Origin of the sequence: Niallia sp. FSL W8-0177 (assembly GCF_038006285.1) — a bacterium.
GTDB classification, from domain to species: domain Bacteria; phylum Bacillota; class Bacilli; order Bacillales; family Cytobacillaceae; genus Niallia; species Niallia circulans_A.
This window is the reverse complement of the sequence record NZ_JBBOUX010000001.1, coordinates 1,995,546-2,010,282: the sequence shown is the minus strand read 5'-3', so window position 1 is coordinate 2,010,282 and position 14,737 is coordinate 1,995,546. Positions and strand designations below refer to the sequence as shown.

Sequence of the window (14,737 nt, the reverse complement as noted above, 5' to 3'; positions counted from 1 at the left end):
AGGATAAGGTGGTCGTAGCTGCAACGTATGTAGGCGATTTTCTTCTACATCATTTCAGCTACGGCTTTTTCATGTTAAATGACGTATCGATTCCTAAAAGTTATATTAGGTGCTTAGTGTGTAACACATTTTTGGAGGTTTTACAATGAACACAGGTAAAGTAAAATGGTTTAACGCAGAAAAAGGTTTTGGATTCATCGAGTCTTCTGAAGGTCAAGACGTATTTGTTCACTTCTCTGCAATTCAAACAGAAGGTTTCAAAACTTTAGAAGAAGGCCAAGACGTAACTTTTGAAATCGTTGAAGGTAACCGTGGACCACAAGCTTCTAACGTAACTAAAGCTTAATAAAAAAAACAAAAAAGGTGATGCCTTTCAAAATGCATCACCTTTTTTAATGATGTTTCACATAAAGCTTTGTTTTTCAGTGAAAGGAAGAATAACGAAAATAAATGGCTTAGATTGGCATTTAGATAAAAATTCTCCATCAACTTCATTATATTCATCCGTTAAAAAACCACATAATTTCCCACTAAAGTATGGTATGCAGGCTTTTAATTGATCCTATTTACCTTAATGTTTTGGAAAATGAAAAAAAGTGAAATAAAATGGAGAGTATATATTTATAACAAAATAAAACAATACACTCTAGGTTGGTATTTTCTAAACAAATAATGTCCCTAATAATAGGGCGGTGTTTTAAGGTCTATATAAGAGTAATCATGCGCTAAAATTAGTGGAATCCATTCATTTAAAAATGATAAAGATCCTATCCTACGACATTTCTGGCCCTATATTCTAAGGAATATCAATCAACGGAGTACAATAACAAGGAGGAAAAAGTATTGACAACTTTTTCAGATTTTAAATTAAGCAGCAGTTTAGAAAAAGCATTATCAAATATGGGATTTGAAGAGCCAACACCAATTCAGGCGCAGGCGATTCCGATTGCATTATCAGGTAAGGACATGATTGGACAAGCTCAAACAGGTACTGGTAAAACAACTGCCTTTGGTGTGCCTTTACTAGAGAAAATTGAGGTTGGCAAAGCAGTTCAAGGACTAGTAATTGCTCCAACAAGAGAATTAGCAGTCCAAGTAGCAGAAGAATTAAATCGTATCGGCTCTGTAAAAGGAATCCGTACATTGCCAATATATGGTGGGCAAGACATTAACCGCCAAATTCGTGGGCTAAAAAAGAAGCCGGAAATTATTGCGGCTACACCTGGTCGATTAATTGACCATATTGAACGTAAAACAATTCGCTTACAAGATTTAAAAATGATTGTTCTTGATGAAGCGGATGAAATGCTTAACATGGGATTCATTGATGATATTGAAAGGATTTTAAGTGAAACGCCAGATTCTCGTCAAACATTATTGTTTTCAGCAACAATGCCGAAAAGAATTCAAAGCCTTGCAGAAAGATTTATGGTTGAACCTCAAGTAGTAAGAGTGAAGGCAAAAGAAATGACTGTTACAAACATTGAGCAACATTATATCGAAGTGCAAGAGCGTCAAAAATTCGATGTGTTATGCAGCTTGCTGGACATTCAATCACCTGAACTAGCTATTGTTTTTGGTCGTACGAAGAGACGTGTCGATGAAGTGGTAGAAGGCCTTATTAAACGTGGATACTCTGCAGAAGGAATTCACGGTGATATTCCACAAGGTAAACGTGACCAAGTTATTCGCCGTTTCAAGGAACAAAGCATTGATATCATGGTAGCAACAGATGTAGCAGCTAGAGGACTTGATATTAGCGGTGTGTCTCATGTTTATAACTTTGATATTCCACAAGATCCAGAAAGCTATGTTCACCGAATTGGTAGAACAGGACGTGCTGGTAAAAAAGGACTAGCTGTAACATTTGTATCTCCTAGAGAACTTGATCATTTACGTATTATTGAAAATGTTACGAAGAAATCAATGACGAAAAAGCCAATTCCTTCTCTAACAGATGTGTTAGCTGGAAACCAACAAGCAACAATTAGTAAAATTGCAAAAACTATTGAAGAAAATGACTATGCAGAGTATAAGCGAGTTGCAGAAGGCTTATTAGAAGAAACAGATTCTGTAACACTTCTTGCAGCAGCATTAAAGCTTCTTACAAAAGAGCCAGATGCTACACCAGTTAAATTAACGGCTGTTGAGCCATTGCGTTCAAAGAAAAAAGATAACCGATCTGGCGGCGGTAATCGCAGACGTCGTTCTGATCGTGGGGGAGAACGCGGCAGCTATGATAGAAAACGCCCGAACTCTTCTGGTGATAGAAGACCTAGAAGTCGTAACAGAAGTAAGTAATCGTTTATAGCTTACTTTATACCGTGGTTTCCCTTTTATTTGGAAGAAAATATTGGTATTTGATGTTTCAACGTTTTAAATGAAATAAATTGGGGAAACTAGGTAAATGAAGGATAGGATATATCCTTGTTATTTAAATCTAGGAGGCAATAAAAAAATGGCAACAGGTAAAGTAAAATGGTTTAATTCAGAAAAAGGCTTTGGATTTATCGAAGTAGATGGCGGAGAAGATGTATTTGTTCATTATTCTGCGATCCAAACAGAAGGATTCAAAACTTTAGACGAAGGTCAAGAAGTTAATTTTGATATAGAAGAAGGCAGCCGCGGACCACAGGCTGTTAATGTAACAAAACTATAAAATGTAAGGAAGAGTCCTACGGGGCTCTTTTTTTGCTAAATGAATGCTATTTGGATAAAATAAGAAAGAATACTTTCATCAAGCCTAAATGAATTTGCTTGATGTTTGTTTCTTAGCGGATCATGCAGTTGTGATTCATATTGGGTTTAAAGTTCAGTTTGTTTTGATCTGTTAAATGATATAGAGAAAGAAAGAGGTGCATAACATGAAAGAATTTACGGTGAATTTTCATGTAGAAGATGGAGTAGACCAAATGATTGTGCAAAAACTAAGTGAAGATGATTTTAATCGTGTTACCAGTGGCGGTACACGTCAATTATTTGAATTAGATACAAATATCGGATTCTTTATATATTTTGACGCTGAAGACGAACAAGGTAAAGAATCATACTTAGTCCTGCAATATGAAGAAGAAAAGGAAGAACCAACAGCATGCTTTAGTTTTCAATTAAAAGATTTTTATCAATTTGTTGCCCTGCACCTAAATGATCTCCAGTATGAAGAAGGTGAAGAAGAGGAAGAAGAAGACTTTGGTCCTATTCACTATCTGGCTCATTTAATGCACCATATTGTAGAGGATGGAAAATTGGTAGAAGTATAAAGAGAAAAGCTGGAGATTATTTTCTCCAGCTTTATTAGCTTAATTCCATTTGAACGGAATTGGTTTAATATTAATCCTCTAAATAATGTTGCTTGCAAAATGCTTGTATTTCTGCTAATTCATCTTCCTCTAAACCATAATCCAAATATTTATTTTCTAAGCTATCATAAAAATGATAATTCAATATATGGGAACCATTGTCGTCCACAGAAAATAAGATTTTTATTTGTAAATGATCTTCATTTGCTAATTCATCTTCCTCATCAAACTCAACAGTAAGGAAAAATTCAAAACGCTGGCCAGCAAGGATGCCGGTAGGATCTTTAATTTCCTCAACTGTATATTCTTTAATGTTCACTACATAAACCTCCAATAAATTCAAAACAATATTATAGTACTTTCACTTTGAAAATAATATCATATTAAAGTCAGAATAGCTAATTGTATTCCTTTTAGGGGGCGAATCGATTTAAAAAAAATAAAGTAGTTTTTAAAATAATATTTGCATTGGAGGTAGAAAGTATGGCATAATAAACTGTTTGACATTTTTATTAGTATATGGTATATTTAATATTAGATATTAGATTTTAGTTTTTAGATTATATTTTTTGTTTACACTTGTTTAGGGATTTTTTTATGTTTTTCTCTGGTTTACAAGTGTTTTTTATTTTATCCTGTTAAGACTTTCGTTTTGTAGTTCTTGAATGAGTTTGTAGAAGTAATGTTTTACTTTTTATGAACAGAGATGGAAAACTAAAGTTTTAACAAATAATTAGCTTCCTGGAGGTGCTTCATTTGGCAATGGGATTTGGTAGAAGAAATAATGAAGAAATTGTTAAAGAAGAAGTGGTGGTTTGGGATTGTACATCAGATACGTGTAAATGTTGGATCCGTGATAATTTTAAAAGCAGTGAGACACCAAAGTGCCCAATCTGCGGAAGTGACATGGTAAAAACAACTAGAGAGCTTCAAGTGGTTAATAATAATAGTATATATTCAAAATAAAAAAGGAATTTTCCAAAATAGGATGGACCTCACAAGATTTTCCAGGTGGATAATCTTGTGAGGTCTTATCCACCGATGGAGATTTTTTTATTTGCGTTTATTTTAAGCTGGGGCTTAAATATATTCCAGCTTAAAATAAACGCAAATAAATATATAAATGCAAACATTTTTGTTTGAGCTCTTTGGATCATTTTTATCATATACACTATGGTGCTAGAGACACCTAGACTCCTAAAGCCAGGAGAGTGTCTCTAGCACCATTTTTTCATTTTTAATACTAAATCGATAAAACTTTTTTAGTTGGAAAAAGAGTGCAGCCTTCATACACTTCGCTTATCATGTGAAGTGTATGAAGGCTGCGATAGTAATAGCGAAGCTAAAATTTATTTCTTGTACCAAAAACTTGCTTAATTATACAGTCAAATTAAGCATTAATGGAATTAAGGATGTACCCCATAGGACAGTAATCCACGCTGCTAATATCATGGCTAATGTCGAGAAGGTCGCTTCTTGTTCACCAAATTCCATTGCTTTTGATGTTCCAACTCCATGCGCTCCCATTCCAAGCGCTAGGCCCTTTGCAATGGGAGAACGAAGGGATAGCCATTTTATTGCATATGGACCTATAATTCCTCCAAGAACCCCTGTTATAATGACGAATATCGTTGTTAATGTTGGCAAACCACCGATTTCTTCTGAAACAACAATAGCAATAGGGGTAGTTATGGAACGTGGTAAAATACTCATAATAAAATCATTGTTTAAGCGAATCAAAATAGATAATAAATAGGATGAAAAGATGGCAACTAATGTGCCTGTTGTTACACTGACAATAATAATGGAAAAATGCTTTTTTAATAAATGTAAATTTTTATAAATAGGAACAGCAAAAGCGATAGTCGCCGGACCCAATAAATGGGTTAATGGCTGGGCTGATTCCATATAAGTCGTTGCTGGAATATGAAAAACAGTAATAAATAAGATCAGCAAGATAGGGGTAACTAACAATGGGTGAAATAGCGGCATATTATATTTTTTATAACATGCTTTTGCTATTCGATAAAGCACATAAGTAATAATGGTAAGAATTATAATTTTGATCATTTGCTAAAACGTCTCTTTCTGTTATATATTTTTTCAGCAGTAAAACCTGTAGCCCCCATAACAAAAAATGTGCTTATTGCAATTAGTAAGACTGTTTCAATTCCTTTTATATTTAAAATTTCGTTGTAATTAACAATTCCAACAGCTGATGGAATAAAAAATAATAACAATTCTGCAAGCAGCCAAGCTGCCCCTTTTTCTACCCATTCCACTTTCACTAATTTAAGCTTTAAACCAATAAAAAGAATTATTAATCCAATCATTGAAGCAGGAATTGGTATTGTAACAATCATTTTAATTCCCATCCCGATAAAAAGAAAAACATGAAGGAATATGATTTGCCCAGCAATTATCACTATATTCTTCAATGAGATCACCTTCTGATATTCATTTGATGGAATGAAATCTTCCATCTCTTTCGTATATGAATATCATACGCTTAACTTAGTTATTCGTAAAATACATAGTAATTATAGTTAATATAACTAATAGTTATAATGATATTAGAAGATATATGGACTTTATTCATTGTTAAGAACAAAGTCAATGAATCTTCTGCTAGCAACGGATAAATAGCGATCCTTTTTCGTAATGATGACTAGTTCCCAATTGGTAATAGGCTCTAAGTCAACAAAGCGAACTTGATTATTATTTGCTCGATTACATATTGATTCGGGGAGGATTGAAATTCCTAGATTTGCTGCCACAATCTCAACCATAAAGTCCCACTGGGAGCTTTTGAAGATAATATTTGGCTCAAATCCTTCTTGGATAAATTTTTTGCGCATAATTTCATATAAGGCAAATTCTTCACTGTAAAAAATAAATTCTTCTTCTTTTAATTCTTTCATTTGCACCTTTTGTCTATTTGCAAACCGATGAGATACAGGTACAATTAATTTCATTTCTTCCTTTACAAGTGGGAAGATGTTAAAAGCTTCATCTGCTAAGGGAAGTACAGCGACACCCATTTCAAATTCACCCTCTTCGACACTTTTAACAACTTTTGCCGCACCATATTCTTTTATATTTATTTGGATATTTGGATATGCTTTATGAAATGCGGCGATTATTTTTGGGAAGAATAAGCTTCCGATGATTGGCGGAAGGCCAATATTAATATTTCCTCTAGTTAAATTGGTCATATCGTGCAGGGTAGATGACATTTCTTCCACTTGTGCAATAATTTTTTGCCCATATTCATATACGACTGACCCTGCATCTGTAAGCTCATGGGTTTTATTGGAGCGGTGAATTAGGGTTAAACCAATCTCGGCTTCTAAGCTTTTGATTGCTTTACTTAGCGCAGGCTGTGAAATATGAAGCTTGTCTGAGGCTTTTGTCATATTCTTTTGTTTCACCACTTCCACGAAGTAATGTAGCTGTCTAATTTCCATTATTTTTCCTCCTTTTATGATTGAAAAGGGCTGTCCCTATCATAGAGACAGCCTTGTGACTGGATGGAAATGGACATTAGCTTTAACCCCTTTTCCATCCAGTTATTTAGGGATTTTTTTTAGAAGGGATAAGTTTCTAATCATTGAACCAACAAACATAGTTCCAGCTCCTCCGAAAAGAAGAATCAAGACCGTTTGCTTACTAATAACATCAAGTGGATAAAGAATACTACTTAAGATTGCAAGAAACCCAACCAACGTTAAAACCCAACCGAATTTTGTCATAATTAACTTCCTGTCCTTTAAAAAATAGATAACTATTTATTTATTTTACGCAAAGAAGAAGGGAAGTACAACTATTGTGTGATTCTTTTTAGCAAAAAATACTTTTACACTAAAAATATAAAAATGGATAAGAATATTAGGTTTAAAGAAGGAATATAGGTGGGTATACATAGATTATCATTTTGAAAAGGTGGGAACATCATGAGTATTTTTCACGAATTAAAAGAGAAAATCGTCTTTCCTCGTAATTGGAAAGATAACTTAATTGCCCACAAAAAATATGAAAAATTATACAAAAAAAATCCGACAGAGCTTATATACAGTAATATTTACCGTATTCAATCAAGAGAACAAATAGAGAAAAAATAGACTAGGGTGAAATCCATCCTAGTCTTTGTTATGTTGCAAAATATACTTATATATTATTAGGCCATCGATGTTTCTTTTAAATAATCTGAAAAAACTTTTTGTACAAGATCTTGTTCTTGGATATCATCAGCGCTATGTAAATCCTTAATACAGACAACGTATACTGATTTTACAAATAAGTGAAGTGCTTCATCATCGGTTAATTTCTGGATTTTTTTAATTAACTGATTATCGGTAATGTAATTAACAATACGACCAAGGAATTCCTTCGGATAATCTTTAGGTTGTTTCCCTGTTTCTTCTTGAAAAATTCCCCCTTGTCCTTCAATTTCGACATGACGTATTACTTTTTCTAATTCTTGAATACTAAATATCTCCATTGATTAAACACCTCTTTCCCTCTAGTATTATAACAGGCTATTAAACTGTAGTAAATTAGTGTTTTTTCACTATTTGAAAAAGATTATTATAATAGTATTTTAAAGGTGTTATATAAAAGAAATAGACGATTTTTGCTGTGGAATTTTTTAAAATTAATCGAATCCCCTGCAAAACAGGGAATCTAATGGTACAATATTTATGATTAATTAAATCAGCATTTCTTAATCTAATTGAAAGAAATGGCAGAAGTTGTGAGAAGGAGTAATAATGGATAATAATACAATGTATCATATGGTAAAAAAATTTCATGAAGCATTTGGACACGAAGTAGCTACAGAACCTACTGCAATCGCAGAAAAAACAGCTGTTAATCGAGCCGTTTGGACTGGAGAAGAGTTAGTAGAATTTTTATATGCAACAGCAGAAGGGGACGAAAGTAAATTTAAAGCGTTATATGAGCAGTTTTTAAAGGGATTAAATAAAGCTGCTGATAAAATACTTACAGAAAAGAAACCCGTTGACGATAAATTAGTAGCACAAATGGATGCTTTAACGGATGTAGAATATTTTAATCAAGGAAGTTTTGTCATTGCCGGTGTAGAACCATTTTCCCTCTTCCAAATTGTTCAAGAAGCAAATATGGGCAAGCTGTTTGAAGATGGTAAACCAAGATTTAGAGAAGAAGATGGCAAAATTATTAAGCCGCCAAATTGGGAAAAAGATTTCGCTCCTGAAGGGCGCCTACAAGCAGAAATAGAAAGACAAAGAAAAAATAAAGACAAATAGCAGTTGAATATTCAATAAAAAGACGAACACGAATAATTAATAAAAGCCTGCAAACGAGCTTCTATAATTATCCGTGTTTTTAATTAGCTATAAAAATAACGTTTCTGTAATAGCTTTTTCATAATAAGTCTTTTCGGATGATGTTGCTTTTCCCTTCGAGCAATACTTAATAATGCACCTTTTTACTTTTTAAATTAACTTATTTAGAGAGTACAGATTGCCGGAATGAATATCGATGGATTGCCAGAAGCGTACGGGGCAACTTCGTATTGCTGGAAAATGAGTACAATTCCGTTGTCTGCTAAATAGAAATTCGTTTCGTTTGTCACTTTAAAATCCGTGAATTCTTCTGGATCTGCGAAAAATATTTCTGGGTGTTTTTTCATATATGCTATTGCATAAGTTGTTACTTTGCCATAATGTTCCTTGGAAGGTAGAAAGTCATCCAATGTTAATAGCTTTCCTGATTTGAGGTCGAAATTATAGGTTGTTATCACCGTATTTCCATGTGCTCCCCCAGTAAATTGATAGTCAGAAAATAAAATGCTTAATTTATTATTTTGGTTGTATTTCACTTGATAGTTGGTTATGTATTCGAACTGACAGGCAGATGCTGATTCTTTACAGATCGATTCTTTTTTGAGTTTTTCCATTTCTTTCATTAACTTTATGTATTGATTATACGATGCTTTTATATGTTGTAATAAGATTTTGTTTACACTATTCTGCGCTTTGTTGTTAGGGGCACTAACTAGAAATGGATATTTTAGTTTTTCAATATTTTTATATTGTTTTGTCATAACAACATTTGGTGATTTAATGGCAACTGTAGATATAGGTTGAACAAAGGTTATCAGGATTAACATGATAATAAATGGTACCAATATATATGTTTGTCTTTTCATACATCACTTCATTCCTTTCTAGTCTTCATGCTATTTTTCCCTTTTTTGAGTGTATAATGTATGGATATAAAAAAAATGCTAAAAGGTGTAGATTATTCTACATCTTTTAGCATTTTTTCAATCGAATAAAGTTGTTTATTTAAGTCATTAATAATGGTCATTTGCTGTTTATGTATGGAAAGGCTATCTTTTTCTACCTTTAATCTTTCTATTGCTCTCGCTTCTTTTCGTTTTAGAAATTGTACTAAGATAAAAATCAGCAAAGCTGGAATGAAGATGTAAAGGAGTAGAGTTGGTAAAAGTAATAAAAGAACGCTCATCATTTATCTCCTTTAATTTGTCTCATTTAACAATTTTTCGATGTTTACAATTCTTTCTTTCACTTTGTTTAGTGCTTCTATTTGTTCCTTTTGATAGGCTATATTTTCTTTTTCTAAGTTCAACTTTTCATCTGCGCGCGTTTCCGCTCTTTTCATATATCTTGCTATATAAAATATGAAACCAAGCACAATTAGAATAGGAATACTGACGATAAAGAGATTGATCACACTGAATACTTGCATTTCGTTCCCTCCTGAAATAATTTTTTGTTTACTCCTTTCTTTTCTTAATCGTGACACTGTCAGCCAGGTCTGCAATTAATTCCTCTGATAAAGGAAGAGAAAAGGGAATTAACGCATAATACTTCATTGCTTTTCCATCTTCAGAAATTTCATAATGCCCTTTAATTAACTCGGCATTTTCTAATTTTTGAAGATGCAAATATAATAAAGGTCTACTTATTCCAAGTTCTCTAGCTAGTTGGCTGACATATTTCTTTTCATTTTTCAAGATAGCGATAATTTTCAAACGATATGGGTTTGATAATGATTCAAGAATAAGTAGTAATTTGTCTCCGTTTTTTATATGTTTCATATGTAATAATAATATTACAGGTATAAAAGAAAGGCAAGTAGATATTTGCGTATATTTTGCAAACAATAGACAGAAAGTGGATAATTAGATTAAGCTACAAATCATAAATTTTTATGGAGTTGATAAAATGGGCTTTTTAAATGGGCTGATGGGAAATGCAAGTGAAACAGATGTGAAGGAACTAGAAAAGGAATTAAGCAACGTAATCGGTTCTAATGAAACAATCGAGCTTGCTTATAAATAATCAGAGATTTAATTGTGTTCACAGACTTACGACTAATTTTTGTCGATAAGCAAGGATTGACAGGTAAAAAAGTCGAGTACTTGTCTGTACCATATAAAAGTATTTCGCGTTTCAGTATAGAAACTGCAGGTCATTTTGATTTGGATGCTGAATTGAAAATTTGGATCTCTGGTGCAGAATTGCCAGCCATTTCTAAACAATTCAAAAAAGATAATAGCATTTATGACGTGCAAAAAGCATTGGCAAGTTATGTTGCTAAAGCCTAAATTTGAAGATTGCAGTCCAGCATAAAAGCGAGAATGAAAGCTGGGCTGTTCCTATCAATTAATAGCAGGAATGTAATATTCTTTGTGGAATATTTATTTAGTATGGTGGGAATAGGATAAATCAGGGAAGAAGGAATGAGAATGGTTAAAGAGGGGGAATACAATGAATTCAAAGGCTAAATTCTCAGGGAAGTCCACATTGTATGATCGTTATCGTCCAGGTTATCCTAAACGTTTTTTTAAGGAGCTTATTTCCGAGTATAGTGGCTCGAATGATCATTTTGTCATCGCAGATGTCGGAGCAGGCACAGGGATTTTTACCGAGTTAGTTGCGAATATCGGCACAAATATTTTCGCCATAGAGCCGAATGATGATATGAGATCTATTCTGAAAGCTAGAATGGAAGACTTCAAACAGGTGACCTGTCTAGATGCATCAGCCGAAAACACGGGAATCGCAGATAATAGTGTAGATCTAATTACAGTTGCACAGGCGTTTCATTGGTTTGATGCCAATGTTTTTAAAAAGGAATGTAAACGAATTCTGAAGGAAAATGGTCAGGTCATGCTCATTTGGAATAGTCGTGATCATACGAGTCAATTAAATTCGGAAACTGCTAAAATATCGAAAAGATACTGTCCGAATTTCCAAGGGTTCAGTGGCGGAATAAATATTGAGCGTTTGGGTCTGCAGCATTTTTTCACAAATGGATATGAACATTATGCGGTATCCAATCCATTAAAAATGAATAAAGAACATTTTATTGGTCGAAATCTTTCCGCTTCTTATTCTCCGCAAAAAGACGATCCTTTTTATGATGAGTTTGTAGAAGAACTAGGGTTTCTTTTCGATAAGTACAGTAAAGATGGAAACATTCTCGTTCCTAATGATCTGCATGTTTATGTAGGCGCTGTCATTTAGATGAAGGACAAATTAAACCAAAAGATGTTGACATTAAGTAGGGATCTATTTACAATAAGTCTTAATAAATTTGTTTAGCGTTGATAAGGAAAAGTAAATAAGGGGAGATTTTAAAGAGAGCTTCTGATGGTGGAAAAGAGGCAAATGAACCTTATTGAAAATGACCTTGGAGCTTCGTACCGAAAGCGATTCGTGAGTAGACTACGACGAGATAGGCACTCGTTATAACAGCAGCAGTATCTCTTGTTTTTTTAGACGTACTGATTAGAGGCAAATAGTTGTGAACTATTTGTAAAGCTAGGTGGTACCACGGGTTAACTCGTCCTAATCTTTTTAGATTAGGGCGTTTTTTTTATGCTTTTTTATTTGAAGAATAATTTTCAAATGAATGAAAAGAAGAAGCAATTTTATAAAAGGAGGAAGTAAATATGAGTATATTTATAGGAGGAGCATGGCCATATGCGAATGGCTCTTTGCATTTAGGTCATGTGGCAGCATTATTGCCAGGAGACATTTTAGCTCGTTATTTTCGGCAAAAGGGAGAAGAAGTTCTCTATGTATCAGGTAGTGATTGTAATGGGACACCTATTTCTATTCGCGCCCATCAAGAGAATTCATCCGTTCAAGAAATAGCAGATCGCTATCATAAAGAATTTTCGCAGTGTTTTGCTAAGCTAGGCTTTTCGTACGATCTTTACACAAGAACAGACGCTAAACATCATCATGCATCAGTTCAGGAGATTTTTCTAACTTTATTGAAAAAGGGCTATTTATCCAGAAAAACAGTAGAGCAGGCATACTGCCAAAAGGACAATCAATTTTTGCCAGATCGATTTGTAGAAGGAATTTGTCCCCATTGCAAGCAAAAGGCCAGAGGAGACCAATGTGATCACTGTTCTACGATTTTAGATCCACTAGAATTAAAAGATAAACGCTGTAAAATTTGTGGGGAGGAGCCTGTCATTAAGAAAACAGAACATTTCTATTTCACTTTTAGCGATTTTCAGAAAGAGCTTGAAAACTATGTGAAACAAGCAGAAGATAATCAGCTTTGGAATGAAAATGCAATTTCCTTAACGAAAAGGTACTTGCGAGAAGGACTGCCAGACAGGGCGGTAACTAGAGATTTACCTAATGGGATTGACGTACCATTAGAAGGATTTGAAGGAAAGAAAATTTACGTATGGATCGAAGCGGTAGCTGGCTACTTAACAGCAAGTATGGAGGCTTGTAAAGAAAAAGGTCTTCATATGGATGATTATTGGGGCTCTGAAACAATATCTTACTATGTTCATGGCAAGGACAATATTCCGTTTCATACAGTTATTTGGCCGAGTATTTTACTTGGATTGGGAAGAAAATCGCTACCAACCCATATTGTCTCCAGTGAATATCTAACATTAGAAAAAAGGAAATTATCTACCAGTCAAAATTGGGCTGTTTGGGTTCCTTATATTTTACAGAAATATGATCCTGATTCGATTCGGTATTTTCTAACGATAAACGCTCCAGAAGCAAGGGATACCGACTTTTCTTGGCGAGAATTTATTTATAGCCATAATAGTGAATTATTAGGTGCCTATGGGAACTTTGTGAATCGAACGTTAAAGTTTATTCAAAAAGCTTATAATAGCAAGGTTCCTGATAAACAAGTTTCCCAAAAAATCATTGCTAGCACAGAAGATGTTTATCAAAGCGCTGGTAATTGGATAAAAAGAGGAAAAAGCAAAAAAGCATTAGAAGAAATTTTTTCTTATATTCGGTCTGCAAATCGCTATTTTGATCAACAAAAACCGTGGGAACAAGTAAAAATAAATAAGGAGGCTGGTGAAATGACATTAGCAAATTGTACATTTATGATTGTCAATCTCGCCCACCTTCTTGAACCATTTCTCCCATTTTCCGCGCGTAAAATTAGAGCGATGCTTGGAATTACAAATATAGAGTGGCATATACAATATACACTTCCTAAGGAAATAATATATGTCGCTCCCCTTTTTGAGCGCTTAGATTTAGGATTAATAGAAGAAGAACTAAATCAACTGATAATGGGACAAAAACATTCCTGATTTTTGTCATTTCTCTCCTCTTTTAAGGTGATTGAAAAAGGGGAGAGCTGAAAAATATGCTGTAGAAAATTGCTGTATTTTCAGAGGAAAATAGCTTGTACTTAGCGAATAAATTATCTATTGCATGATTCTTTATAACTTTTTCGTGAGATATAGAATATACTAGGTTAAATATAGGATTTTGAAAAGAAGTGTTTGCTTGGCAATATATCGATTGTAACAGAATAAATTAGATGATAACGAAAGAGCGAATGGTAAAAGGGCTGAAGGAGGCATTTAATAAATAGGAGGGAGCGGAAATGAAGTGGAGTGAGTTTGTATCACCTGGAACAAACAGAGTCTTGCCAGTTATTGTCGAGGTATATGGAAAGAAATATCCCCCTTATGCAAGTAAACTTTATCCAATATGTTATACAAGCTTTAATGATTTAGGTATTCTGTTTACACCATGCGGGTTATTTAGACGGAAAAAGAAACGGAATTTACGAACCATTCGGTATAAAGACATTGTTTCTGTGGAATTTAATGTGCAACGAGTTCCTACTGTTTATCTATATCTTTTAGGCTCCTCATTACATGTCAATATGATTATCCAATTAAAGGATCAATCGATTTTACATTTAGAAAGTGAAGACATCAGTATTTTGCCAGAAGTATTTCAGCTATTAAAAAAACATAAGGTAGTCAGGAAAGATCCTCAAAAGCTTCAAACTATTTTAAAAGAAAAAGATACAATGGAAAAGTTTTATTCCTATGTAGATAAGCATTTACAAGCAGATATGCACTACAGTAAGAAAGAACCTAAAATAAAATAGTGGCCATGAAAAGA

20 protein-coding genes, 1 pseudogene and 1 other annotated feature are annotated in these 14,737 nt (G+C 33.7%); of the genes and pseudogenes, 11 read left to right on the top strand and 10 right to left on the bottom strand.

Annotated features, from left to right (window positions below):
* The first annotated feature begins 145 nt into the window (after window positions 1–145).
* From NST77_RS09895 to NST77_RS09880, 4 genes are all read left to right on the top strand, one after another.
* Entirely contained in the window at window positions 146–346 is a 201-nt protein-coding gene (locus tag NST77_RS09895; RefSeq protein ID WP_016203922.1) for a cold-shock protein, read from the top strand.
* 497 nt (window positions 347–843) lie between these two features.
* On the top strand, window positions 844–2,301 hold the full coding sequence (locus tag NST77_RS09890) for a DEAD/DEAH box helicase (protein ID WP_123257795.1): 1,458 nt from the start codon (window positions 844–846) through the stop codon (window positions 2,299–2,301).
* Window positions 2,302–2,458: 157 nt separating this feature from the next.
* Entirely contained in the window at window positions 2,459–2,659 is a 201-nt protein-coding gene (locus tag NST77_RS09885; RefSeq protein WP_047940491.1) for a cold-shock protein, read from the top strand.
* A gap of 205 nt (window positions 2,660–2,864) precedes the next feature.
* Window positions 2,865–3,260 carry a cytosolic protein gene (locus NST77_RS09880; protein WP_123257794.1) on the top strand — a complete coding sequence of 132 codons (396 nt, stop codon included), beginning with the start codon at window positions 2,865–2,867 and terminating at the stop codon, window positions 3,258–3,260.
* 70 nt (window positions 3,261–3,330) lie between these two features.
* Here NST77_RS09880 and NST77_RS09875 read toward each other — a convergent pair whose 3' ends face one another.
* Window positions 3,331–3,618 (bottom strand): DUF6509 family protein, encoded by a 288-nt coding sequence (locus NST77_RS09875; protein ID WP_095333715.1) that lies wholly within the window; start codon window positions 3,616–3,618, stop codon window positions 3,331–3,333.
* Window positions 3,619–4,061: 443 nt separating this feature from the next.
* On the opposite strand from NST77_RS09875, the gene NST77_RS09870 reads away from it, so the two are divergent.
* Window positions 4,062–4,265 carry a cold-inducible protein YdjO-related protein gene (locus NST77_RS09870; protein WP_171510321.1) on the top strand — a complete coding sequence of 68 codons (204 nt, stop codon included), beginning with the start codon at window positions 4,062–4,064 and terminating at the stop codon, window positions 4,263–4,265.
* Between the two features lie 411 nt (window positions 4,266–4,676).
* On the opposite strand, the gene NST77_RS09865 is transcribed toward NST77_RS09870, so the two are convergent.
* From NST77_RS09865 to NST77_RS09850, 4 genes are all read right to left on the bottom strand, one after another.
* Complete coding sequence (locus NST77_RS09865; RefSeq protein WP_095333716.1) at window positions 4,677–5,369, bottom strand: LrgB family protein; 693 nt, start codon at window positions 5,367–5,369, stop codon at window positions 4,677–4,679.
* Complete coding sequence (locus NST77_RS09860) at window positions 5,366–5,746, bottom strand: CidA/LrgA family protein (protein ID WP_235850352.1); 381 nt, start codon at window positions 5,744–5,746, stop codon at window positions 5,366–5,368. Before NST77_RS09860 ends, NST77_RS09865 begins: the two co-directional genes overlap by 4 nt.
* 144 nt (window positions 5,747–5,890) lie before the next feature.
* Window positions 5,891–6,766 (bottom strand): LysR family transcriptional regulator, encoded by an 876-nt coding sequence (locus tag NST77_RS09855; RefSeq protein ID WP_095333719.1) that lies wholly within the window; start codon window positions 6,764–6,766, stop codon window positions 5,891–5,893.
* Window positions 6,767–6,868: 102 nt separating this feature from the next.
* On the bottom strand, window positions 6,869–7,051 hold the full coding sequence (locus tag NST77_RS09850) for a hypothetical protein (protein ID WP_095333720.1): 183 nt from the start codon (window positions 7,049–7,051) through the stop codon (window positions 6,869–6,871).
* Window positions 7,052–7,252: 201 nt separating this feature from the next.
* Between NST77_RS09850 and NST77_RS09845 the strand changes: the two genes are divergently transcribed.
* Window positions 7,253–7,420, top strand: coding sequence for a hypothetical protein (locus NST77_RS09845; protein WP_164463641.1), 168 nt, complete (start codon window positions 7,253–7,255; stop codon window positions 7,418–7,420).
* Window positions 7,421–7,476: 56 nt separating this feature from the next.
* On the opposite strand, the gene NST77_RS09840 is transcribed toward NST77_RS09845, so the two are convergent.
* Window positions 7,477–7,800, bottom strand: coding sequence for a hypothetical protein (locus NST77_RS09840; RefSeq protein ID WP_047940501.1), 324 nt, complete (start codon window positions 7,798–7,800; stop codon window positions 7,477–7,479).
* A 268-nt stretch (window positions 7,801–8,068) separates the two neighbouring features.
* On the opposite strand from NST77_RS09840, the gene NST77_RS09835 reads away from it, so the two are divergent.
* Window positions 8,069–8,587 carry an HAD family hydrolase gene (locus tag NST77_RS09835; RefSeq protein ID WP_095333722.1) on the top strand — a complete coding sequence of 173 codons (519 nt, stop codon included), beginning with the start codon at window positions 8,069–8,071 and terminating at the stop codon, window positions 8,585–8,587.
* A 203-nt stretch (window positions 8,588–8,790) separates the two neighbouring features.
* Here NST77_RS09835 and NST77_RS09830 read toward each other — a convergent pair whose 3' ends face one another.
* The 4 genes from NST77_RS09830 to NST77_RS09815 all read right to left on the bottom strand — a co-directional run bounded on the left by NST77_RS09830 (window position 8,791) and on the right by NST77_RS09815 (window position 10,407).
* Window positions 8,791–9,492: a DUF3298 and DUF4163 domain-containing protein gene (locus NST77_RS09830; RefSeq protein WP_171509670.1), complete on the bottom strand. Its 702-nt coding sequence runs from the start codon at window positions 9,490–9,492 to the stop codon at window positions 8,791–8,793.
* A 92-nt stretch (window positions 9,493–9,584) separates the two neighbouring features.
* Entirely contained in the window at window positions 9,585–9,812 is a 228-nt protein-coding gene (locus NST77_RS09825) for a hypothetical protein (protein WP_249878383.1), read from the bottom strand.
* Window positions 9,813–9,824: 12 nt separating this feature from the next.
* Complete coding sequence (locus NST77_RS09820) at window positions 9,825–10,055, bottom strand: hypothetical protein (RefSeq protein ID WP_123257792.1); 231 nt, start codon at window positions 10,053–10,055, stop codon at window positions 9,825–9,827.
* A gap of 28 nt (window positions 10,056–10,083) precedes the next feature.
* The gene (locus NST77_RS09815) at window positions 10,084–10,407 is read right to left on the bottom strand and encodes an ArsR/SmtB family transcription factor (RefSeq protein ID WP_341122939.1); all 324 of its coding nucleotides are present in this window, start codon (window positions 10,405–10,407) and stop codon (window positions 10,084–10,086) included.
* Between the two features lie 127 nt (window positions 10,408–10,534).
* Between NST77_RS09815 and NST77_RS09810 the strand changes: the two are divergent.
* The 4 genes and pseudogenes from NST77_RS09810 to NST77_RS09795 all read left to right on the top strand — a co-directional run bounded on the left by NST77_RS09810 (window position 10,535) and on the right by NST77_RS09795 (window position 14,723).
* Window positions 10,535–10,917, top strand: a pseudogene (locus NST77_RS09810) (PH domain-containing protein).
* A 163-nt stretch (window positions 10,918–11,080) separates the two neighbouring features.
* Complete coding sequence (locus tag NST77_RS09805) at window positions 11,081–11,839, top strand: class I SAM-dependent methyltransferase (protein WP_341122938.1); 759 nt, start codon at window positions 11,081–11,083, stop codon at window positions 11,837–11,839.
* 71 nt (window positions 11,840–11,910) lie between these two features.
* Window positions 11,911–12,169: a binding site (T-box leader), on the top strand.
* Between the two features lie 98 nt (window positions 12,170–12,267).
* Window positions 12,268–13,908 (top strand): methionine--tRNA ligase, encoded by a 1,641-nt coding sequence (gene metG, locus NST77_RS09800; RefSeq protein ID WP_095333733.1) that lies wholly within the window; start codon window positions 12,268–12,270, stop codon window positions 13,906–13,908.
* A 299-nt stretch (window positions 13,909–14,207) separates the two neighbouring features.
* The gene (locus NST77_RS09795; protein WP_095333735.1) at window positions 14,208–14,723 is read left to right on the top strand and encodes a hypothetical protein; all 516 of its coding nucleotides are present in this window, start codon (window positions 14,208–14,210) and stop codon (window positions 14,721–14,723) included.
* Window positions 14,724–14,737: the final 14 nt, after the last annotated feature.